The sequence below is a fragment of the Vibrio sp. 1641 genome, assembly GCF_033339995.1.
In the GTDB taxonomy this organism is placed as follows: Bacteria; Pseudomonadota; Gammaproteobacteria; order Enterobacterales; family Vibrionaceae; genus Vibrio; species Vibrio alginolyticus.
In genome coordinates, this window is sequence record NZ_JAWOVP010000007.1 from 48336 (window position 1) to 71875 (window position 23540).

General features: G+C 45.8%; 18 protein-coding genes. 14 read left to right on the forward strand and 4 right to left on the reverse strand.

Going from position 1 to position 23540, the window contains the following annotated elements; translation table 11 throughout:
- Positions 1-52: 52 nt before the first annotated feature.
- The 5 genes from R7Z47_RS15200 to R7Z47_RS15220 all read left to right on the forward strand — a co-directional run bounded on the left by R7Z47_RS15200 (position 53) and on the right by R7Z47_RS15220 (position 4973).
- Positions 53-667: a YfgM family protein gene (locus tag R7Z47_RS15200; protein WP_005381697.1), complete on the forward strand. Its 615-nt coding sequence runs from the start codon at positions 53-55 to the stop codon at positions 665-667.
- A gap of 12 nt (positions 668-679) precedes the next feature.
- On the forward strand, positions 680-1840 hold the full coding sequence (gene bamB, locus R7Z47_RS15205) for an outer membrane protein assembly factor BamB (RefSeq protein ID WP_005381696.1): 1161 nt from the start codon (positions 680-682) through the stop codon (positions 1838-1840).
- A gap of 167 nt (positions 1841-2007) precedes the next feature.
- The gene (der, locus tag R7Z47_RS15210; RefSeq protein ID WP_017820569.1) at positions 2008-3504 is read left to right on the forward strand and encodes a ribosome biogenesis GTPase Der; all 1497 of its coding nucleotides are present in this window, start codon (positions 2008-2010) and stop codon (positions 3502-3504) included.
- 59 nt (positions 3505-3563) lie between these two features.
- Complete coding sequence (locus R7Z47_RS15215) at positions 3564-4439, forward strand: alanyl-tRNA editing protein (protein ID WP_213973448.1); 876 nt, start codon at positions 3564-3566, stop codon at positions 4437-4439.
- 309 nt (positions 4440-4748) lie between these two features.
- Entirely contained in the window at positions 4749-4973 is a 225-nt protein-coding gene (locus R7Z47_RS15220; RefSeq protein ID WP_012842112.1) for a zinc ribbon domain-containing protein, read from the forward strand.
- Between the two features lie 13 nt (positions 4974-4986).
- Here R7Z47_RS15220 and xseA read toward each other — a convergent pair whose 3' ends face one another.
- Entirely contained in the window at positions 4987-6318 is a 1332-nt protein-coding gene (gene xseA, locus R7Z47_RS15225; RefSeq protein ID WP_017633909.1) for an exodeoxyribonuclease VII large subunit, read from the reverse strand.
- Positions 6319-6549: 231 nt separating this feature from the next.
- On the opposite strand from xseA, the gene guaB reads away from it, so the two are divergent.
- The 5 genes from guaB (at position 6550) to R7Z47_RS15250 (ending at position 14026) form a co-directional block, all read left to right on the forward strand.
- A complete protein-coding gene (guaB, locus tag R7Z47_RS15230; RefSeq protein WP_017633908.1) occupies positions 6550-8016 on the forward strand; it encodes an IMP dehydrogenase in 1467 nt (488 codons plus the stop codon).
- Positions 8017-8115: 99 nt separating this feature from the next.
- Positions 8116-9669, forward strand: a complete 1554-nt coding sequence (guaA, locus tag R7Z47_RS15235; protein ID WP_005381685.1) for a glutamine-hydrolyzing GMP synthase — start codon at positions 8116-8118, stop codon at positions 9667-9669.
- 165 nt (positions 9670-9834) lie between these two features.
- On the forward strand, positions 9835-11358 hold the full coding sequence (locus R7Z47_RS15240) for a Na+/H+ antiporter NhaC family protein (RefSeq protein ID WP_222712433.1): 1524 nt from the start codon (positions 9835-9837) through the stop codon (positions 11356-11358).
- 212 nt (positions 11359-11570) lie between these two features.
- Positions 11571-13253 (forward strand): chitinase, encoded by a 1683-nt coding sequence (locus R7Z47_RS15245; protein WP_222712432.1) that lies wholly within the window; start codon positions 11571-11573, stop codon positions 13251-13253.
- A gap of 182 nt (positions 13254-13435) precedes the next feature.
- A complete protein-coding gene (locus R7Z47_RS15250) occupies positions 13436-14026 on the forward strand; it encodes an acetate uptake transporter (RefSeq protein ID WP_222712431.1) in 591 nt (196 codons plus the stop codon).
- Positions 14027-14126: 100 nt separating this feature from the next.
- Here R7Z47_RS15250 and R7Z47_RS15255 read toward each other — a convergent pair whose 3' ends face one another.
- Together R7Z47_RS15255 and R7Z47_RS15260 are read right to left on the reverse strand one after the other, a co-directional pair.
- Positions 14127-15674, reverse strand: a complete 1548-nt coding sequence (locus R7Z47_RS15255; RefSeq protein WP_005381681.1) for an alanine/glycine:cation symporter family protein — start codon at positions 15672-15674, stop codon at positions 14127-14129.
- A 307-nt stretch (positions 15675-15981) separates the two neighbouring features.
- Positions 15982-17238 (reverse strand): D-amino acid dehydrogenase, encoded by a 1257-nt coding sequence (locus R7Z47_RS15260; protein ID WP_171344843.1) that lies wholly within the window; start codon positions 17236-17238, stop codon positions 15982-15984.
- 106 nt (positions 17239-17344) lie between these two features.
- Between R7Z47_RS15260 and R7Z47_RS15265 the strand changes: the two genes are divergently transcribed.
- The 4 genes from R7Z47_RS15265 (at position 17345) to R7Z47_RS15280 (ending at position 22013) form a co-directional block, all read left to right on the forward strand.
- The gene (locus R7Z47_RS15265) at positions 17345-18256 is read left to right on the forward strand and encodes a LysR substrate-binding domain-containing protein (protein WP_149192391.1); all 912 of its coding nucleotides are present in this window, start codon (positions 17345-17347) and stop codon (positions 18254-18256) included.
- Between the two features lie 119 nt (positions 18257-18375).
- Entirely contained in the window at positions 18376-19644 is a 1269-nt protein-coding gene (locus tag R7Z47_RS15270) for an O-acetylhomoserine aminocarboxypropyltransferase/cysteine synthase family protein (protein ID WP_005381677.1), read from the forward strand.
- A gap of 207 nt (positions 19645-19851) precedes the next feature.
- Positions 19852-21183 carry an aspartate aminotransferase family protein gene (locus tag R7Z47_RS15275; RefSeq protein WP_170894355.1) on the forward strand — a complete coding sequence of 444 codons (1332 nt, stop codon included), beginning with the start codon at positions 19852-19854 and terminating at the stop codon, positions 21181-21183.
- The gene (locus R7Z47_RS15280) at positions 21174-22013 is read left to right on the forward strand and encodes a 3-keto-5-aminohexanoate cleavage protein (RefSeq protein WP_005383736.1); all 840 of its coding nucleotides are present in this window, start codon (positions 21174-21176) and stop codon (positions 22011-22013) included. The genes R7Z47_RS15275 and R7Z47_RS15280 overlap by 10 nt, the downstream gene beginning before the upstream one ends.
- Before the next feature lie 74 nt (positions 22014-22087).
- On the opposite strand, the gene R7Z47_RS15285 is transcribed toward R7Z47_RS15280, so the two are convergent.
- Positions 22088-23455 (reverse strand): Na+/H+ antiporter NhaC family protein, encoded by a 1368-nt coding sequence (locus tag R7Z47_RS15285; protein WP_005381672.1) that lies wholly within the window; start codon positions 23453-23455, stop codon positions 22088-22090.
- Between the last annotated feature and the right edge of the window lie 85 nt (positions 23456-23540).

The following is a 23540-nucleotide window of genomic DNA, read 5'->3' on the forward strand; positions in this document are numbered from 1 at the left end:
ATAGGAACAATGGCAGCTAAGCTGCCATTTACATGTTTTAAGAGGACAGGAAGTGGAACTTTACGATACTGAAGAACAACAAGTTGAAGCCATTAAAGACTGGTGGAAGGAAAACGGCAAAGCCGTCATCATCGGTGCGGTTGTTGGTTTAGGTGGTCTATTTGGCTGGCGTTACTACCAGGATTCTGTGATTCAGGCGAGTGAAGCAGCTTCTCAAAGCTACACGACAGCAATGAATGCTTTGCAAGACAAAGGCACTGATGCTCAAGCTGACGTGAAAGCTTTCATTGAGTCAAATGAAGTAAAAGAATATTCAGTATTGGCTGCACTACAACTTGCTAAAGCACAAGTTGAAGCTCAAGACCTTTCTGCTGCATTGGAGCAACTGAAGTGGGCGCAAAGCAACACTCAAGATGCTGCGTTGTTACCATTGATTAGTTACCGCATTGCGCGTATTGAGACGGAAATGGGTAACTTCGACGCTGCAACGGCAGAGCTAAGTAACGTCACTGATACAGCATGGACAGGTCGTATTGCTGAACTTCGTGGCGATATTGCGATTCGCCAAGGTGACAAAGATGCTGCGTACGCTGCGTATACTGAAGCTCAGCAAGCGGCAGATGCAAGCCCGACACTACAAATGAAATTGGACGATCTGGCGAAATAAGGACCGCATTGGATGAAAAGAGTCTTTAAGAAAGCCTTGCTAGGGGCGTTAACAATGGGAGTACTTGCCGGTTGTGCAGGTGAGAAAGACACCATTGTAATGGCGCCACTACCTCAGGTAGACAGTCAGTTTACAACCAGTAGTGAGTGGAGCACGTCGGTTGGCGATGGTGTCGGTCATTACTTTTCAAAGCTATCCCCTGTATTTGCGAATGATACATTGTTCGTGGCAAGTCGTGATGGCTTAGTAAAAGCGCTCGATCCTGAGAATGGTAAACAACGTTGGCAAACGGACCTAGAAGAAGATGTCATTGCTCGTCTCTCTGGTGGTATCACAGCGGCATACGGAAACCTTTACATTGGCTCTGAGAATGGTGAAGTCATCTCTCTTGACCAAGAAACAGGTGAAATTGTTTGGCGTGTAAAAGTTGGTGGTGAGGTACTGGCGAAGCCAGTTGCAGATTCAGGCCTTATTATCATCAATACTAGCCGAGGCATGTTGATTGCCCTTAATGAGAGTACAGGTGAGCAACGCTGGGCATTGAGTACAGAAGTGCCGAACTTAACTTTACGTGGCGACAGTACTCCGACTGCAATTGGCGGCGGTGTGTTTTGGGGAACGGCAAATGGCCGACTCGCAGCTGCTATCGTTGAGCGTGGTCAGTTGATTTGGCAACAGCCTGTTGGTACGCCAAAAGGCGCGACAGAAATTGATCGTTTGGTTGACGTTGATTCATCGCCAATTGTGCTAGGCGGTACTCTTTTCACCATTGGATACAATGGTCAACTTATCGCCATTGACTTGCGTTCAGCGAACCCGATTTGGAAGCGTAATTACTCATCTGCGACAGACATTTCTACAGATGGTAGTCGCATCTTTGTGATAACGGAAAAAGATCATGTTGTTGCCGTTGATTCACGAAGCGGGACTGAGTTGTGGGAAAACAGCTTGCTTGAGCACCGACAACTTACAGCGCCAGTTATTGTTGGCAATTATCTCGTTGTCGGTGACACGCTTGGTTACCTTCACTGGATGGATCGTTCAACGGGCGAATTTGTTGCGCAGCAGTTTGTCGATGATAGTGGCTTGGCAGTTGGCCCGACGTTATTGTCGGATGGTTATGTGATTACAACTCGCAACGGCGATGTAAAGAAACTAACCATTAACGAATAATATCGTGATATAATTCACATTCGGCTCCTGGCTGGTGACAGCTAGGAGCCGTTTTGTTGTTTGAATTTATTAACCCTGACGTGGTTATAGGTAAAAAGCTGGTTTGATTTGGCATCGAGCAAGTCGTTACCTATAACTACAGAAGAAAGATTATTGTAGAGGTTGTTATGGTACCTGTTGTAGCTCTAGTAGGGCGTCCGAACGTAGGTAAATCTACACTATTTAACCGATTGACTCGCACTCGTGACGCGTTGGTTGCGGACTTTCCAGGCCTAACGCGAGACCGTAAATATGGCCAGGCGAGACTTGGTGAAGAGCACGAATTCATTGTGATTGATACTGGTGGTATCGATGGCACAGAAGAAGGCGTGGAAACAAAGATGGCAGAACAGTCATTAGCCGCGATTGATGAGGCTGATGTTGTATTGTTCCTTGTTGACGGTCGTGCTGGTCTGACACCTTCAGATGAAGCAATTGCTGCGCATCTGCGTAAAATTGAAAAGCCAGCGATGCTGGTAGTAAACAAAATCGATGGTATTGATGCCGATGCGGCGTGTGCTGACTTTTGGCAGCTCGGCGTGGATGATATGTACCAGATTGCGGCCGCTCATGGCCGTGGTGTGACCGCTTTGCTTGAGCGTGCTTTATCTCCATTCTTTGATGATCTACTAACAAGTGAATCTGAAGAAGGTGAGATTGAAGACCTGACTGGATTCGAAGACGAAGAGCCTCTTGTTGAAGATTACACTGAAGAAGACGCAGAAGCAGAGTTCAAACGCCTTCAAGAGCAGCCGATTAAGTTGGCGATCATCGGTCGGCCGAATGTAGGTAAATCGACACTGACTAACCGTATTCTGGGTGAAGAACGTGTAGTTGTATACGATATGCCAGGTACAACGCGCGACTCTATCTACATCCCGATGGAACGTGATGGACGCGAATACGTACTGATTGACACTGCAGGTGTTCGTCGTCGTGGTCGTATCAATGAAACGGTTGAAAAGTTCTCTGTTGTTAAGACGCTGAAAGCGGTAGAAGATGCAAACGTCGTTCTACTGGTGATTGATGCTCGTGAAAATATTTCAGACCAAGACCTAAGCTTGCTTGGTTTTGCACTGAATGCTGGCCGCTCAATTGTCATCGCCGTTAACAAGTGGGATGGTCTAGACAGTGACGTGAAAGAAAGCGTGAAGAAAGAACTGGACCGCCGTCTAGGATTCGTCGATTTCGCGCGTATCCACTTTATCTCTGCGCTGCACGGTACTGGCGTTGGTCACTTGTTTGAATCTATCCAAGAAGCATATAACTCGGCGACAACGCGCGTGGGTACGTCAGTACTGACGCGTATCATGAAGATGGCAGTGGATGATCACCAGCCGCCAATGGTTCGTGGTCGTCGTATCAAACTCAAATACGCACACGCAGGTGGCTACAACCCACCGATCGTTGTTATCCACGGTAACATGGTTCGTGAATTGCCAGATTCGTATAAACGTTATCTGATGAACTACTTCCGTAAGTCTCTGGAAATTATGGGAACACCGATTCGCATTAACTTCCACAACAGTGATAACCCATACGAGAACCGTACGAATAAGCTTACGCTATCACAAGAGCGTAAACGTAAGCGTATGATGTCGATGGTGAAAAACCGCAATAAATAATGAAATTCGAATACCCAAGTTTCTACTTGGGTATTTTTTTATCAAAAGTAATCGTAAAAATGACTATCACAGCAACAAAGACTCGTTTTTGTCATCAAACATGGCAATTAGAAGCACAAATACAGCTCGTTCAATCTACGGAAAAAGTGACTTACGTTATTACAGATGTCACGCCGTTCCATCCCGTTAGTCACATATGGCCGGATCACCCTGCAGACAAAGGAACGTTGAAGGTGAATGGGGCTGAGCATGACGTAGTAGATTGCCAAGTTGGAGCAGTGGAGCAGGAGAGTGGTGCTTTGTATGTGGGTAGTGACATCCCTGTAAAGCGTGATGCTGAAGGTTGGGTGTTTGTCGTCGTGCATGTTTTATCACGTACGGAATCATTTGCAATTAATGACTTGGTAACATTAGCGGTAGATAAAGACTATCAAAATGCTGTGAGTCGAGGCCACACTGCAGGACACTTAGCGTATTTGGCGTTGAATAAAGTACTATCGGAAGACTATTGGCGAAAAGACGCAGACCGCAAAGACCCACATGGTTATTATGACTTTAATAGCTATGCGCAAGTTACTAGTTATGTCACTCCAGACAAGTGCCTCGATACGTACCGTTTAGGCAAAACGCTCCGTAAAAGAGGATTAAACAGTGCAGATATGCTGAATGACCTCCAGGCGATTGCAGAAAAAGTGAATGGCCAACTGGTTGAATGGCTTCAAAGAGATGCGATGATCACCATGGAATGCCACGGCGATAGATTAACGGATTCTCGCTATTGGAAGTGCGATTTAGGGGAAGGTCAATTAGCGGTAATCCCTTGTGGTGGAACGCATGCGAGCCATTTAAATGAGTTTGCTTTTATCCAAGTTAAACTCGTTAAGCTCGACGCTCAAACTATCGAAATGCACACCAATGTAAACACTGCTTTTTGAATAAGATCTTTTTATTAAATTCTGATTTTTCGTTTAATTAAATCTCTTTAGGGTTTTTTATTCTGTATTAAATTGGAATGCAGAATATGTAACTTATGCTTTCGGTGTGTGGTTATATAAATATTCTTTTAAGGGGTGATCGCTGATCAAGGAGTAAATATCAGACGATCAGTATAAGATCCTACGTATCAAGTATGGTTAACGCCTCGTGAAACTTGTTGGGGCGGTGATGAAGATCAACATACTTGTTCGTTATTTTGAGTAGCATGCGTTACTCGAAATTGCTTAGTTTAGAGAGAGGAACGGGATATGCAGCAGAACATTTGCCCGACTTGCAATGTCGAACTGGAATGGACGGGACAATACCATTGTGCACAGTGTGAATCGGATTTTAAAAAAGTAGGTTTTTGCCCTGATTGTGAGGCGGAGCTGGAGAAGCTGCAAGCATGCGGTGCTGCGAGTTACTTTTGCAATGTGTGTAATGAACTCAAGTCAAAATCACGTGTCCGATTTGAGTTCCAGAAAATCAGTTAACCAGAGTTTGTATTCAGTTAACGGTAGAACGAACGTCGCCTTCGGCTAATCGAGTAATCAATACATCTCCCGACTTAACATCTGAAGATTGCGTAATTACTTTACCTTGCTCAGTTTGAGTAATTGAGTAACCTCGTTTCAATGTCGCTAGTGGGCTGACGGTGTCCAACTTTTCTGCGGCAATCGCGAGTTGATGGCGCATAGTCAGTAACTTGCGATCCATTGCATCCATGAGCTTTTGCTCTACACGTTCTAGCTTCGACTTCTGCTCGGCAAGGCGTGTTACAGGAGAATTTAATTGCAGCCGATAATGTTGACGCTCGATTCGCTGTTGACGCAAGGCAATAAAACGACTCATCGCTCGCTGTAAGCGCATGTCCAACTCATCTAACTGTTGCGTCTGACGTTGCAAGCGATAGCTTGGGTGCTGTCTCTCTAGACGGTGCACTAATTGAGCAGATTGCTGCTTTTGTTGTGCTAGGTAGTAACGCATCGCGCTCGCTAACTTATGCTGGCGGGTAACTAAAGCTTGATCTTTGTGGCTGTTATCACGGCTTACTAGCTCAGCGGCTGCTGATGGAGTAGGCGCGCGTACGTCGGCGACAAAATCAGCTATTGTCACGTCAACTTCATGTCCAACGGCGCTAATAATAGGAATTTGGCTTGCTGCAATCGTGCGAGCTAATATCTCGTTGTTAAAGCACCATAAGTCTTCTAATGAACCACCACCTCGGCCCACAATTAGTACATCACATTCATCACGGCTGTTAGCGCGACCAATGGCTTGTGCAATTTGAATGGCTGCGTCCTCACCTTGTACCACTGTCGGATAAATCACAACAGGTAGGGAAGGATCACGACGTTTCAATACGTCTAAGATATCGTAAAGCGCGGCACCAGTTTTCGATGTGATGACGCCAACACGTTTAGGGTGCTCAGGCAAAGATTGCTTATTGATTTGCGCGAACAACCCTTCTGCTGCAAGCTTCATTTTCAGCTCTTCAAACTCTTGTTGAAGACGGCCATCACCTTCCGGTTGCATGCTTTCGATGATCAATTGGTAGTCACCGCGAGGCTCATAAAGAGACAGACGAGCTTTTACTAGGACTTGATTACCGTTAGCGGGTTTGAAAGTAACGCGGCGATTGTTACCACGAAACATGGCACATTTAACTTGAGCGCGAGAGTCTTTAAGAGTGAGGTACCAGTGACCAGAGACAGGAGCTGAAAAGTTGGATATCTCTCCGACGAGCCAAACGATCCCCATTTCGTTTTCAAGGAGTAAACGAACTTCTGCGTTGAGACGAGAAACAGTAAAGATGTTTTGATTGGTCTTGGAGAGCACAGCTAATCTCTTAGACGTGAGTATGGAAATTAGCGGCAATATAATACATAGCAAGGGGGTAATTGCAAGAAAAAAATTAAAAAATTTGTGGTCAAGCGATTGCGTTAACCGTATAATCCCTCCGCAATATCTAATCCAAATGTAGCTAGTTGCTAACGCAGGTTACCCTCATTATGCGAAACGATGAGATTGGATTGTTCTTTTTACTCCTCTAATTGTGAGATATTGCAAATGCTAAGAATTGCCAAAGAAGCGCTGACATTCGATGACGTACTACTTGTGCCAGCACACTCCACCGTTCTCCCAAACACAGCTGATCTTCGCACTCAGCTAACTAAGAACATCACCCTAAACATCCCAATGATTTCAGCGTCTATGGACACTGTTACTGAAGCTCGTCTAGCAATTGCGCTAGCGCAAGAGGGTGGCATTGGCTTTATCCACAAGAACATGTCTATTGAGCAGCAGGCAGCCGAAGTTCGTAAAGTTAAGAAGTTCGAAGCTGGTATGGTAACTGACGCGGTTACTGTAAACCCTGACGCGACCATCGCTGATGTTGTTGCACTCACTGAAAAGCATGGTTTTGCAGGTTTCCCTGTTGTCACTGAGAGCAATGAGCTTGTTGGTATTATCACTGGTCGTGACGTTCGTTTTGTGACGGACCTTTCTAAGAAAGTATCTTCAGTAATGACGCCAAAAGAGAAGTTGGCAGCAGTTAAAGAAGGTGCAACACGAGAAGAAGTGCAAGAGAAAATGCACGAAGCTCGTGTAGAGAAAGTATTGGTTGTGAATGATGAGTTCCAACTAACCGGTATGATTACTGCGAAAGACTTCCACAAAGCAGAACGTAAACCAAACGCATGTAAAGATGAGCGTGGTCGCCTACGTGTTGGCGCAGCCGTTGGTGCTGGCGCTGGTAACGAAGAGCGTGTTGCTGCTCTAGTTGAAGCAGGCGTTGACATTCTACTTATCGACTCTTCACACGGACATTCTGAAGGTGTACTAAACCGCATCCGCGAAACTCGCGCTGCTTACCCAGATCTAGACATCATCGGTGGTAACGTAGCAACAGGTGCTGGTGCTAAAGCACTAATCGAAGCTGGCGTAAGCGCAGTGAAAGTGGGTATCGGCCCTGGTTCTATCTGTACAACTCGTATTGTAACGGGTGTGGGAGTGCCACAAATCACTGCAATCGCAGATGCGGCAGAAGTGGCTAATGATTATGGTATTCCGGTTATTGCTGACGGTGGTATCCGTTTCTCAGGTGATATCTGTAAAGCAATCGTAGCTGGCGCATCATGTGTGATGGTTGGTTCTATGTTTGCAGGTACTGAAGAAGCGCCGGGTGAAGTGATTCTATACAACGGCCGTTCTTACAAGTCTTACCGTGGCATGGGTTCTCTTGGTGCTATGTCTCAAGGTTCTTCTGACCGTTACTTCCAGTCTGACAACGCAGCGGACAAGCTAGTACCAGAAGGTATCGAAGGTCGTATCGCATACAAAGGCCGTCTAAAAGAGATCGTACACCAACAAATGGGTGGTCTACGTTCAAGCATGGGTCTAACTGGTTCTGCAACTATCGAAGATATGCGTACGAAAGCTGAATTTGTACGTATCTCTGGTGCAGGTATGCAAGAGTCTCATGTACACGATGTTCAAATTACTAAGGAAGCGCCGAACTACCGTCTAGGGAACTAATTACCTAACGGAAACGTTTGCTTTTTCCTTGAAGCATTAAGAAGAGGCGAGTACACTCGCCTCGGTTTTAATCACTTAGCCTTAAAAAGACTGCTCAAAATGACTAAAAATATCCATGACCAACGTATTCTGATCTTGGACTTCGGTTCTCAGTACACTCAATTAGTAGCACGCCGCGTACGTGAAATCGGCGTTTACTGTGAACTATGGAGCTGGGATGTAGAAGAAGCGGATATTCGCGAATTCAACCCAGATGGCATTATCCTATCTGGCGGTCCAGAAAGCGTAACGGAAGAGAACTCTCCACGCGCGCCTCAATATGTGTTTGATTCTGGTGTTCCTTTGCTTGGCGTATGTTACGGCATGCAAACCATGGCGGAACAGCTAGGAGGCAAAGTGGCGGGCTCTAACGAACGTGAGTTTGGCTACGCTCAGGTTAAAGTTTCTGGTGAATGTGCTCTATTTAAAGACCTTGAAGCAACTCAAGACGTTTGGATGAGCCATGGCGACAAAGTAGTAGAGATCCCAGCCGATTTCGTAAAAGTTGGTGAGACAGACACTTGTCCTTACGCTGCGATGGCGAATGAAGAGAAGAAATACTACGGCGTTCAGTTCCACCCAGAAGTGACACACACAAAAGGTGGCCTACAAATGCTTGAGAACTTTGTTCTTGGCGTATGTGGCTGTGAACGTCTATGGACATCGGAATCTATCATCGAAGACGCGGTTGCTCGCATTAAAGAGCAAGTGGGTGACGACGAAGTTATCCTAGGTCTATCTGGTGGTGTTGATTCATCGGTAGTCGCGATGCTGGTTCACCGTGCAATCGGCGACAAGCTAACGTGTGTATTTGTTGATAACGGTTTACTTCGTCTAAACGAAGGTCAACAAGTAATGGATATGTTCGGCGACCAATTTGGTTTGAACATCATCAAAGTTGACGCTGAAGAACGCTTCCTAAAAGCACTTGAAGGCAAGTCTGACCCAGAAGAGAAGCGTAAGACTATCGGTCACGTATTCGTAGATGTATTCGATGAAGAGTCTAAGAAGCTGAAAAACGCGAAATGGCTAGCTCAAGGTACGATTTACCCTGATGTAATCGAGTCAGCTGCATCTAAGACTGGTAAAGCGCACGTGATCAAATCGCACCACAACGTGGGCGGTCTTCCAGATGACATGGAAATGGGTCTTGTTGAGCCACTACGTGAGCTGTTCAAAGATGAAGTACGTAAGATTGGTCTAGAGCTAGGCCTGCCTTATAACATGCTTTACCGCCACCCATTCCCAGGTCCAGGTCTAGGTGTTCGTGTTCTTGGTGAAATCAAGAAAGAATACTGTGACTTGCTACGTCGTGCTGATGCTATCTTTATTGAAGAGCTGCACGCAGCTGATCTATACAACAAAGTATCTCAAGCGTTCACGGTATTCCTACCAGTACGTTCTGTTGGTGTAATGGGCGATGGCCGTAAATACGATTGGGTTGTATCACTGCGTGCAGTAGAAACCATCGACTTTATGACGGCACACTGGGCGCACCTACCATACGACTTCCTAGGTAAGGTATCTAACCGTATTATCAACGAAGTTGATGGCATTTCTCGTGTTGTTTACGACATTTCTGGTAAGCCACCAGCGACTATCGAGTGGGAATAATTTTCCTCTAGACAGTTGAGTTTATAAGAACCAGCCTTCGGGCTGGTTTTTTTGTACTTCAAGTTTGTGAAGAGGTGGCTCAACTTTTTTGTGAGAGATATATACATGCGGTTAAATTAAATATATATTCATTTTAATTGTTTAATTATCATAAATGGTATTGCTATGGAACAGGCTGACGTTACCTCTCTCACTCCCATCCTTATTACTCTTTTCCTCGCGCTGACCACAAGAAATGTCGTTGTTGGTTTATTCGCCGGTGTGGTGAGTGGTGTCGCTATGCTTGAAGGGACATTTGTCGAAAAAGGGCCACTAGACTCGTTTAGTGCATTGATGAAAAGCTATCTACTGCCGCAATTAACTGACAGCTACAATGCGGGCGTCATTTTGCTCTTGGTCTTTATTGGTGGCTTTGTTGCCTTGATGGAGAAATCTGGCGGTGGTGTGGCGTTTGCTAAAAAGGTCACTCAATGGGTGGCGAGTAAGTGCCAAGCTCAACTGTCCGCATGGTTCGGTGGTGTGGTTATTTTCTTCTCTGACCTTGGTACACCGTTGATTGTTGGTCCTGTTTTTCGCCCTTTATTTGATAAGTTAAAAGTATCACGCCAAAAATTAGCTTTTATTATCGACTCTACTTCCTCTCCCGTCGCAATCTTGATCCCTTTTATCGGATGGGGCGTTTACATCATGGGATTGATTCAAAAAGAGTTTACTGCCCTGAATGTCAGTATGAGTGATTGGGATGCTTTCATTGGTGCGATCCCGTATCAGTTTTACGCCTTTCTTGCGATCGCGATTGTGCCGATTGTCTCTTTCTTCAAATTAGATTTCGGACCGATGGCGAAGGCTGAACAACTAGCAGAGCAGGGCTCCGACTTTGGGAAAGTGCAGGAGTCCATGAATGTGTTTACGCATAAAAATGCAAAATCTAGTTTTGTATGGGCACCTTTGCTCGTTATGCTGGTGGTTCTATGTACCATCCTCGTGCCACACGGTTTTCCATTTCAAAAAGTGGCAGGATCAACGTTTAGGGCTGCACTTTCTTCTGCATATTTCTTCGCGGCCTTCACTTTAATTGCGCTGATGGCGTTTTATGGCGTAAGAAAGCTTTCGGATGGTATTCAGGTTTATCTGAAAGGGATGTCGAACATGATGTCTGTAGCCGTGATTCTGGTATTGGCTTGGGCGCTTAGCTCGGTTGGGAAAGAATTAGGTGCAGCTGCATACATTGCTGAACAAGCTCAAGCCGGTTTCCCTTACTGGTTATTGCCAGCGGTTGCGTTTTTACTGGCTGGTATTATCTCGTTCGCTACGGGATCATCTTGGGGGACGTTCGCCATCATGATGCCATTAGTGATCCCAACTGCCGTCGCGATTGATGCACCACTGTTGGTTTGTATTGGTGCGGTATTATCTGGTGGCTTGTTTGGCGATCACTGTTCTCCCATCTCTGAAACTACGATTTTGTCGTCGACAGGAGCGGGGTGTGAACAGTATGAGCACTTCCGTACACAATTACCTTACGCATTACTCAATGGAATGATCGCATTGGGGTGTTTTCTTTTAGCTGGAATCAACGCCTCACCAGTGATTGTGCTTGCCGCAATTATTTCTCAGTGTGTGGTTTATTTTGTGCTGTCTAAACAAAAGTCAACCGCGAAGCTAGAGGTGGTTTCGGCAGAACAATAAAGAGAGAAACATCACAAAGCGGAGGCTCACAGGGTCTCCGCTTTTCTTTTGAGTCAAGGTAACATTTTTCTTGTGACAAAATGTGTGTGAGGACCTATTTATTCATTTTGTCTCGCAGAATCAACGTACTTGGCTCGGTGTTTCGTATATATGATCCACTATATGTCTAGTTATTCCTCGTATATTGTATTGTTGAAATCCGGAGACTAGACATGTTTGCACTCAAACATCTTCCTCTTGCATTGAGTTGTGTCTTAGCAGCACAAGTGAATGCGAGTATGAATATTCAGCCCGATCCGCAAAATCCGAATGGTTATGTTATTGCTCGTGGTGACGTTCAAGCCGTAGAGCAAAGCAAAACTTCTGATCCTATGTATGCCATTTGGTCACAAGCATTAGAGACACGCCCGAACTCAGTAGTTGAAGCGATTGTTCCAGGGGCGACAACCAACCCAGAAAACGTGAAGCGTGTAGAGCGTGTATTCCCCGAAAGTGAGTGGGACTTCCTGACTCAAATGGCGGCACCTGAATACACTTACACGCGTTTCCTACGGGCAATTGGTAAGTTCCCTGCATTCTGTGGTGAGTACACAGACGGTCGTGATTCGGATGCAATTTGTAAAAAATCGATCGTGACAGCGTTTGCTCACTTTGCACAAGAAACCGGTGGCCATATTTCGATCGATAACGTATCGGATAATCCGCTAGGGTTGGAAGAGTGGCAGCAAGCTTTGGTTCATGTGCGAGAAATGGGATGGTCTGAAGGGCAAGAAGGTTACACAACAGGTTGTGGTCAAAATGACTGGCAAAACAAACGCTGGCCATGTGAACCTGGACAAGGTTACTTTGGACGTGGTGCAAAACAGCTTTCTTACCATTTTAACTATGGCGCGTTCTCTGAAGTGATGTTTGATGGCGATGCATCTGTATTGCTGAAAAATCCAGGCTTGGTTGCGGATTCGTGGCTGAACTTAGCATCGGCTATCTGGTTCTTCCTAACCCCACAAGCACCGAAACCTGCAATGCTACATGTGATTGACCGTACTTGGGTGCCTTCACAGCGTGAGCTTGATGCTGGCATTGGTTACGGCTTTGGTACCACCATCAACGTGATCAATGGTGGTATTGAGTGTGGTGAGCAAAACAAGGATAAAGGTCAACCTGTTAACCGTATTCGTTATTGGGAAGGTCTTGCCGCCCATTATCAAATTCCAATTGAAGCCGATGAGACCAATACCTGTTGGCAGCAGACGCCTTACGGTAGCTTAAATCTGAATGGTGCGACAGACGTGTTGTACACCAACTGGGATGGTAACTGGAAATACTACTCAGATCGTCCGGGAGGCCACTCTTTTGAATGTGAACTTGTTGGTTTCCAAACGGCTTACTCTGCGCTAGTTGCAGGTGATTATGAGAAATGTGTAACTAACTTCTACCAATCTCATGCGGGTTGGCCAGAAGTTCGTGTAGTTGACAAGTTAGATCCAGTGGATCCGGTCGATCCGCCTGTAGGTGGTGTGGCAGCTTGGGATTCTGGCAAAGTATATAACACGGGGGAACAAGTCTCTTACCAAGGTGCTGTTTACGAAGCGAAATGGTGGTCACAAGGTAATGAGCCAACGAAAGGAGACCCGTGGAAGCTGGTTTCAGGCACTCCTACGGAGCCGCCTACAACGGAACCTGAACCACCGGTGACTGAACCTGAGCCGCCAGTAACCGAGCCAGAACCACCAGTGACAGGCTATTTTGTTCAGTGGGAGCCGGGTGTAACGCAAGTCGCTAACGGCGATAAAGTGACGTACCAAAACAAATGTTTTGTCGCAAAAAATGGCCCTGGAGTATGGGAAAGCCCAACGCAAAGCAACTGGTTCTGGGACGAGATTTCTTGTCAGTGATCGAGTAAAAAACAACCTAACCATCTATAAAGACTCTGCTTTTTTGCAGGGTCTTTTTTTATATATGTAGTGGTTTATTTATGGAATCTAAGTTTTCAATAACAGCTTTTCTCTTTTGTTCTGGAGCCCATTAAAATTCGCGCGCATTTTTTATCAACATTTTTGAAAAAAGGTATTTGTACATGTCGACAAAACTGGCTAACCCAGCACCGCTAGGTCTAATGGGTTTCGGTATGACCACTATTCTGCTCAATATTCATAATGCAGGATTTTTCCCAATTGACTCTATGATTCTAGCGATGGGCATCTTTTACGGTGGCCTTAGCCAAGTAATCGTTGGCATCATGTGCTTTAAACGCGGTGATACATTCGGCACAACTGCGTTTACTTCTTACGGTCTATTTTGGCTAACATTGGTTGGTCTAATCGTAATGCCTCACATGGGTCTTCCTGTAAGCCCTGCAAGCTTTATGGGTTGGTACCTAGCGCTTTGGGGCATCTTCACTGGTTTCATGTTCATTGGTTCTCTATGTTACCCAACAGCGAAGCAAGTGGTATTTGGTTCTCTAACTATCCTGTTCTTCTTGCTTGCTGCTCGTGATTTCACTGGTAGCGAAGTGATCGGTGCTATCGCTGGCTTCGAGGGTATCTTCTGTGGCGCAAGTGCAATTTACTTCGCAATGGCGCAAGTACTGAACAACGAATTTGGTCGTGAAGTGTTACCTGTCGGTAAAGCAAAAATCGCTCGTAAAGTTGAAGCGGTTATCGCCTAAGCTGTTACTCATAATGAAGAAAGGGGGATTAACCATTGGTTAATCCCCCTTTTTTATGTCCTCAATCGGACCACTGCTTTTTCTTATTTATGTGATAACGCTATGTTGATGGTTGCTCAACAGTTTCTGCGCTATTGCTGTCTGCCGTTGGAGCTTTACCCGTTTTACGTCGGTACTTATCTTCCCAGTAATCTGCGCCTTTAATGCCCAGTGCAACAGGGTTAAATGTAAAATCGGTCACACCACGTTTTTGTTGTTCTTCGTAGTCGTTCAGTGCTTTGAGTGCAGGCTTCGACATAAAGAAAATGATCAAAATACCGATGATGTTTAGCCACGCCATCAGTCCTACACCTACATCACCCATCGCCCATGCTAAGTTGGCGGTTTTCACGGTTCCGTAGAACACGGATGAAATAATGATGACTTTCAGAATAAACATCAGTCCATTTACTTTGAACGTACGACGAATGTAAGCAATGTTCGTTTCTGCAATGTAGTAGTAAGCCAGAATGGTCGTAAACGCGAAGAAGAATAGAGCGATTGCGATGAATGGTTTACCCACGCCAGGTAGTGCGCTTTCGATCGCCATCTGTGTAAACACAGGGCCATTTGCACCAATATCCGCTGGTAGGTTTTGAACCAGGAATGTACCTTCAATCGCACCATTTACGTTGTACGCGCCAGTGATAAGAATCATGAACGCGGTTGCTGAACACACAAGTAGTGTATCGATGTAAATAGAGAAAGATTGAACAAGACCTTGCTGAGCAGGGTGATCAACACTCGCTGCTGCTGCTGCGTGAGGACCAGTACCTTGACCTGCTTCGTTGGAGTAGACACCACGTTTTACACCCCAGCCGATTGCTGCACCAACGCCTGCCATTGGTGTGAACGCGTCACCAATGATCATGCCGAAAATGCGTGGAACCTCACCAATGTTTAGAAGGATGATGACAAACGCAGTAATGATGTAAGCTAACGCCATAAATGGCACAACGACTTGGGTAAAGTTCGCGATACGCTTTACGCCACCAAAAATGATGAAAGCCAAAATGACACAAACAACCGTACCAGTGAAAATTTTAGCAAAACTGAAGGTACCAATAGCGGTTTCAATCATGTCACCTGAGCCAAATGCGGCTTCTACTGCGTTACCGATACTGTTCGATTGAACGCCAGGAAGTAGAACACCACAAGCAAAGATGGTCGCGATAGCAAAGATCCAAGCGTACCATTTTTGTCCCATTGCTTTCTCAATATAGTAAGCAGGGCCACCACGGAACTCGCCTTCGTCTTCTTCTTTATAAATTTGTGCAAGTGTTGATTCTGCGTATGCGGTTGCAGCGCCAAAGAAGGCTACGACCCACATCCAGAATACGGCGCCTGGGCCACCGAAACCGATAGCAGCAGCAACACCAGCAATGTTACCTGTACCTACACGGCCAGATAGTGAAACAGCAAGTGCCTGAAATGATGATATCCCTTTTGTTGAACTCTTCCCTGAAAGTAATAAGCGCCACATCTCAAAGAAGTGACGAATTTGTACAAAACGCGTCATGATTGAATAGAACAAACCTGCGCCAAGGCACAAATAGATCAGTACCGGGCTCCAAATAATTCCATTCAGAAAATCAACTAATGACTGCATGAGTATTTTCCCTGTTAGTTGTGTTTGTGGTTGTTTTTCACACAATACATTACCCTTTATGTAATGCAATTGTTAACTTTTTTAGCTACAAATCCTTTGTAGCGTGATGATGAACACAGAATGGAGAGTGGTTGTTAAAATTTGGTTCTTGTTGCTTATTTGCTCCTTTTAGGTAGAAGATTTGCCTGATGATTAATTATGCAGCACATTGTCATTTAAATGTGCTGCGATTTTGATGAGTTAAAAATGCCAGTGGTTATGCATTTTGTGGAGTAAGTGTCTGCCTGTTTTTTGTTCAGTGATGTCCTCAGGCGTAACGACAAAGGTTAAGCTCCGCATTATCCATCACTTTTGCTTTTTCACCTTTCATTACGCTTGCTAGCAATTGACCTGAACCACAAGCCATCGTCCAGCCCAGAGTTCCGTGTCCGGTGTTAGTAAAAAGGTTATCGTATTTAGTCGCGCCGATAATTGGTGTGCCATCAGGCGTCATTGGCCTAAAGCCGCTCCAAAACTCAGCTTGGCTGAAGTCACCACAACGAGGAAAAAGATCACGGATGACCATTTCGATGGTGTTTTTGCGCTTTTGTGGAAGGGAAGCATCAAACCCTGCTAATTCTGCGGTGCCAGCTACGCGAATTCTGTCATCAAATCGAGTCATAGCGACTTTATAGGTTTCATCCATCACAGTAGATCGAGGAGAGAAGTGTTCATCTTCCATCGGGATGGTGAGTGAATAGCCTTTGACAGGGTAGACCGGAATATCAATATCGAGTTGCTTGAGTAGCGCTGTAGAGTAGCTGCCAGAGGCCACTACATATTGGTCTGCTTTAAATTGTCCTCGGTTCGTTTGGACACCTATGATCTTTTTGCCTACTGTAACCCAATTGCTTACTTCAGTATCGAACTCAAATCGGACATCGTGTGCCTTAGCAAGCTCCGTTAGTTGTTGGCAAAATTGATGGCAATCGCCCGTTTCGTCATCAGGTAGATGCAAGCCACCAACCAGTTTGTCTTTCACAAGTGCAAGCCCTGGCTCTTGTTCAATACATTGTTCGACGTCCATTAGCTTAAATCGGGTTCCGCTTTGTTCAAGGAGCTGCATGTCCTTTTCAATGGCTTGCAGCTGTTGATGTGTTCGGAATACTTGCAAGGTCCCAAACTGACGTCCTTGATACTCAATGGCGTGTTCTTGGCGTAACTGTTCTAAGCAAATACGGCTGTGGTTAGCGATCGAAAGCATGCGAGCCTTGTTAACTTGATAGCGAGGTAGGGTGCAGTTCGCGACCATTTTACTCGCCCAGCGGATCATGTCGGCATTCAGAGTGGGTTTGATTTTAAGTGGAGCATGCTCCTCCATTAACCACTTAATGGCTTTAACAGGAACACCAGGCGCAGCCCAAGGCGAAGAATAGCCATATGAGATCTGCCCGGCATTGGCGAAGCTCGTTTCCATGGCACTGCTTGCTTGGCGGTCAATGACGGTAACTTGATAGCCTGCTTGAGATAAATACCAAGCAGAGGTTAAGCCGATAACGCCGCTGCCTAATACGATGACTTCCATTGATGCACTCCACACATTTATCAGAGTGCTCAGTTTCTTTTCTTTACCTTTTGTTAACAATCGATATAAATTACACACAGCGTTTAGAAAAACTATAGGCTCAAGGATGAAAAGTAATCTGATAAGTGGCTTATGTCTATTTAGCCAAGTCGCGGAGTACAACAGCTTTACTGGTGCTGCAAGACATTTACACCTCACCACTGGTGCCATAAGCCAACAAATTATTCATTTGGAAGCGTTATTAGGTTTTACTTTATTTGAACGCCACTCTCGCGGTATTCGTTTAACCGTAAAAGGCACTCAGTTACACCAAGCGACGCAGTTTCACTTTTCGGAACTGAGCAAATTGCTTGATGAGCTCAAAGTAGAAAAACAAACCAATGAAATTCGTTTGAAGTTGACGCCTTCTTTTGCTTTCAAATGGTTAGTCCCAAAGCTCGAAAGCTTCCATCATGATAATCCGGATATCCAAGTACAAATCTTTGCGGAAGGTGCGCTGGTAAATAGTGAGATAAAAGACTATGACGTCGCAATTGACTATGGTCTTCATCCTTATAGAAATGCTAACGCGGAGCTGATTTTGGATGAGCATCTGCTGCCGGTGATGAGTCCAAAATACCTTGAAGATCATGGCTGGCTAAAAACGTTGTTTGGTGAACAAAAAACCTCAATGCCAGTGAAGCAATGGCAAGAGGCGACGCTACTACACGATGCGATGCCATGGGAAAAAGCGACGCGTGACTATGAGTGGCTATATTGGGCGTCAGCGATGGGGTTGGATTTTAAAACCGATGTCGGACACTTTTTTAATCGAACGGATATGGCGATGTCTGCAGCCGAAGCTGGCGTTGGGATTGCGATGGCTCGAATGGCATTGATTGAGGATGAATTGACGACAGAGCGTTTGGTTTCTCCATTCAAACCGATTCCTGCCAATGCAGGGTATTACTTGATCATGAACACACGTACGAATGCGACAGAAACGTTTCGTCACTGGTTACTTGGACAGTTGAATTAGCGTTTTATCTCTGTGATTCATCCCTACGTTATTTGTTGAAAAATTGGGCAATATAAGTTTTATAAGCAAGGTAAGTGCTTTGCTTGCCGCTATTTGAGTGATGAAAGACAGGGAAGAACATGAAAGACGAAACGCTATCCATCCATTTTGGTTACGAAACTGACCCGACCACCAAATCTGTCGCGACACCGATTTATCAAACAGTCGCGTACGAGTTTGACAACGCGCAGCACGGCGCTGATCTGTTTAACTTGGAAGTGCCGGGGAATATCTACACTCGCATCATGAATCCGACTAACGATGTTCTGGAAAAACGCATGGCGGCGTTAGAAGGCGGCATTGCTGGATTGGTCGTGAGTGCGGGGAGTGCAGCGATTAACTATGCGATTCTGACCTTAGCGCAAGCGGGCGATAACATCGTTTCTACGCCGCAACTTTATGGCGGTACTTATACCTTGTTTGCGCACATGCTGCCAAATCAGGGTATTCAGGTGAAGTTTGCTAAAGATGACAAGCCAGAAAGTTTGGCCGAGTTAATTGATGAAAATACCAAAGCGGTGTACTGCGAGAGCATTGGTAACCCTGCAGGTAATATCATCGATTTAGAACGTGTGGCGGAGCTTGCTCACGCACAAGGCGTGCCTGTGATTGTGGATAACACCGTCGCGACGCCAGTGCTGTGCAAACCCATCGAGTTCGGTGCGGATATCGTAGTTCACTCTCTCACTAAATACGTTGGTGGGCATGGCACCACATTGGGTGGCGTGATTGTGGATTCAGGTAAATTCCCTTGGGCGCAGCACAAAGACCGCTTTCCTGTTTTCAACCAACCAGAACCTTCTTACCACGGCGTGGTGTATACCGAAGCGTTTGGTGAGGCGGCATTTATCGGGCGTGCGCGTACCGTACCACTGCGTAATACCGGAGCCGCATTATCACCGATGAATGCATTTATGCTTATGCAAGGGCTAGAAACGTTACCGCTGCGTATGGAGCGCCATACCGAGAACACACTCAAAGTGGCTGAATTCTTGGAACAGAATGACAAAGTCAGTTGGGTAAGTTATGCCGGATTGCCAAGTTCTGAACACTTCCATCTCGCCGAAAAATACATGAAAGGTAAGCCTTCTGCGATTTTGTCGTTTGGTTTAAAAGATGGTTATGACGCTGGTGTGCGTTTTTATGATGCTTTGAAAATCTTTAAGCGTTTGGTGAACATTGGCGATGCAAAATCATTGGCTTGTCATCCTGCATCGACGACTCATCGTCAATTGAGCGAAGCAGAACAAAAACAAGCTGGTGTGTCTCCAGAGATGATTCGTTTATCGGTGGGTATTGAACATATTGACGATATTCTAGCCGATTTAGAACAGGCACTAAACGCGTAAACGATTCTGTTTTTAGCTTTGGGTTACCCATAGGCCAGCCTTTAAAAAAGCTGGCCTATTTTTATTTTATTGTTTAAATATCAAGGGTTTTGGTGTTTTTGGTTTGTGGCATTCCAAAAGCTAATAGAGGGTGAGATTTATTCTCTTGTCACGTTTGGGTTTGTTCCTGATGATGTGTGCAAGTATTACACATTGGAAGGGACTCAAATGTCTTACGTATTTCACCGTCATTGCCATGCCACGCTACCAATCATCGATAGAGGTGAAGGTGTTTATCTATTCGATAAGCATGGAAAGCAGTATCTCGATGCTTGTGGTGGTGCTGCGGTATCAAACCTTGGCCACAGTCATCACGCCGTTAAAAAAGCCATGTTGGAACAGATCGAGCGAGTGCCATTTGCTCATACTGGATTTTTTACTAGTGACAACAGTGAGCGCCTAGCAGAATTGATTTGTCAGCACATGCCTGAACAGTTCAACCATGTGTATTTAGTCAGTGGAGGATCAGAAGCGGTGGAGTCGGCACTAAAAATGGCGCGGCAGTATTTCGTGGAATCAGGTAAGCCAGAGAAAAAGCAATTCATCGCGCGTCAGCAAAGTTATCACGGTAATACCTTGGGGGCTCTGGCTGTCGGAGGTAATGAATGGCGACGTGAACCGTTCAAACCCATCTTACACCCGAGCCATCATATCGCCCCTTGCTATGCTTATCGTTATCAGCAGAGTCATGAGTCGGAATTGGATTACTCATTGCGAGCGGCGAATGAGCTAGAGGCAAAAATTCTTGAGTTGGGGGCTGATAATGTCATGGCTTTTGTCGCTGAGCCCATTGTGGGAGCCACCGCTGGAGCTGTGCCTGCCACACAAGGTTACTTCAAGCGTATTCGCGAAATATGCGACCAATACGATGTGTTATTGATCTTGGATGAAGTCATGTGTGGCGTTGGACGCAGTGGCAGTTTTTTTGCGTTTGAGCAAGAAGAGGCAGAACCCGATCTGGTGTGTATGGCTAAAGGGCTTGGTGCGGGCTATCAACCTATTGGCGCGGTGGTTGCGAATGATCGAGTCTATCAAGCTATTGCTGATGGAAGCGGTTTTTTCCAACACGGTCATACCTTTATGGCGCACCCTGTGGCGTGCGCTGCTGCCGTGGCAACAATTGAAACCATCTTCCAAGATGATTTATTAACGGCGGTGAATCAGCAAAGTGCTTTGCTGCGTAATGAGCTTACTTCTGCATTGGCCCATTTACCGTACATTGGCGACATTCGTGGTAAAGGCTTGTTTTTTGGCATTGAGCTGGTGGCGGATAAAGAAAGCAAGGCGCCTCTGAGTAAAGCCACATTGGCAGACAAACGCATCAAACAGCGAGCAATGGAAAATGGCTTAATGTGCTACCCAATGGGCGGAACGATTGATGGCGTTAATGGGCACCATATTTTGCTCGCACCGCCATTCATTATTCAGTCTCATCATATTGATGAACTAGTCGGTAAACTCTCATTAACGTTAAAAGAGGTGGCGGAGACATGGAAGTAGCAAACCAATATTTGCGAGAACCTATCGCCATTATCGTGGCCCCAAACGGTGCAAGAAAAACTAAGCACGATCACGCCAGCTTACCCATGACAACAGACGAACTGGTTGCAGAGGCTATCGCTTGTCAAACGCTAGGGGCTGCCATGATCCATTTACATGCTAGAGACGCCAACGGACGTCATTCATTAGACATCGACGACAACATGGCAATTTACCATGCCGTGAAAGAAGCGGTGGGACAAAACATGATGGTACAGCTCACCACAGAGGCGGTGGGCTTGTATTCTCCGCCACAACAGATGGCGTTAGTTAAAGCTGTGAAACCAGAAGCGGCTTCTTTTGCATTGAGGGAGTTAATCCCTGATCGCGCAAGTGAGAAAGAAGGGCATGCCTTTTTCCATTGGGTGGCAGAACACAACATCGTGAGCCAAATTATTCTCTACGATGCAACCGACATTGAACGTTATTTCCAACTGCGTGATGCGGGCGTGTTACCTAAAACGCATCAGCATGCATTAGTGGTGTTAGGGCGTTATCACCAAGCTCAACAGTCTTCGCCATGGGATTTACGAGGTTTGAATTTGGCGCGTTTTGTCGAGGAAGAAATTCGATGTGCCATTTGTGCTTTTGGTGCGCGAGAGCAAGACTGTTTAGCGAGTGCGATGTTACTTGGATTCGATGTTAGAGTGGGGTTTGAGAATAACCACTTCGATGTGGCAGGCGAATTAGCAATCAGTAACGCGGCTCAGGTGGAAGCTCTACGCGATGTGGCGCATCGCTTTGCGATTCCTTTACGCAGTGCGCAAAGTTTGCGTTCAGCTTTGAAGTAAATCTGCTCGCGGAAAAGAAAAAAAGAAGAAAGGAAAGTAAAAAGGCTCCATCGGAGCCTTTTCGGTATTTGTCGTTAGTTCTCAGTTTGCGCTACAGGTTGACGAGCGGGATGTTTGATAAACACCGCGACAACAGCCGCTATCGCTAATGCAAAACAGTAGTAAGAATTGGCAACTACTTCAAGTGGCGAGAGGTTGAACACGGAACCTAGCAGTAGTACTTGAGCACCGTAAGGCAACACGCCTTGCACCACGCATGAGAAAATGTCTAACAAGCTTGCTGAGCGGCGAGGAGAGACATTATTCTCTTCCGCCAGTTGGCGAGCAACGCTGCCCGATACAATGATGGCTACGGTGTTGTTTGCCGTACAGCCATTGACCATTGATACCAAACCTGCAATACCTAGCTCGCTTGCACGACTGTTCGCATGCTTAGAGTGACTAGAGCCAAACGCGTGGATAAGGCTACTAACGAAATTTGTTAGAAAAGCAAGACCACCTTGGCGACGCATCAGTTCACTCAAGCCACCAATCAGCATGGATAACAAGAAGATCTCTTGCATGTTACCAAAGCCTTTGTATACGTCTTGGGCTAGATTAGTCAGTCCGTAATTGTCAATCGATGCCAAGCTCACGCCGCCAGCCAAAAGAATGCCAATCGACAGAACCACAAACACATTCACACCAGATACCGCTAGGATCAAAATAGTGATGTACGGCAAGACTTTTAGCCACTCAATATCGCCAGTTGCAGGCACTTGAGTCGCAGTACTGTTGAAAGCGAACACTGCAATCGCGATCAACGCCGCAGGTAAAGCAATACGAATGTTCTCTTTAAACTTGTCTTTCATCTCACAACCTTGAGAGCGTGTCGCCGCGATGGTGGTGTCAGAGATGATAGAAAGGTTATCACCAAACATAGCGCCGCTCAGTACAACGCCTGCGGTTAACGGTAAGCTCATTCCTGCTGATTCAGCAATACCCAACGCTACGGGGGCAACGGCTGCGATGGTACCCATCGAAGTCCCCATTGCTGTTGCGATAAAAGCAGAAATCAGAAAAATGCCCGGTAAAATCATGCTGGTTGGAATAGCGGATAAACCAAGGTTCACTGTTGCATCAACACCGCCAGAGGCTTTTGCTACCGCAGCAAAGGCACCTGCAAGCAGATAGATCATACACATTGCGATGATGTCTGGGTGGCCAACACCACGCATGAAGTGTTCGATTGAGCGGTTAAGTTTCTCTTTACTTAAAAGAAACGCAATGATGATGGCTGGTAATACCGCGATGGGTGCAGGCAGCTGGTAGAAGGCAAATTCCACGCCTTGCAAAGATAAGTAAGTGCCTACGCCAATAAATAGCGCAAGGAATACAATTAATGGGATCAGTGCGACCGCAGACGGTGCAACTGTTTTAGTAGTTTGTTGGGAACCGGACATGTAAACGACAATGTTAATGATAAGAGAGAAGAGCAGACTAATATCACATTTCTACATTGTCAACGTCTAGACGTCTAAATGGCTG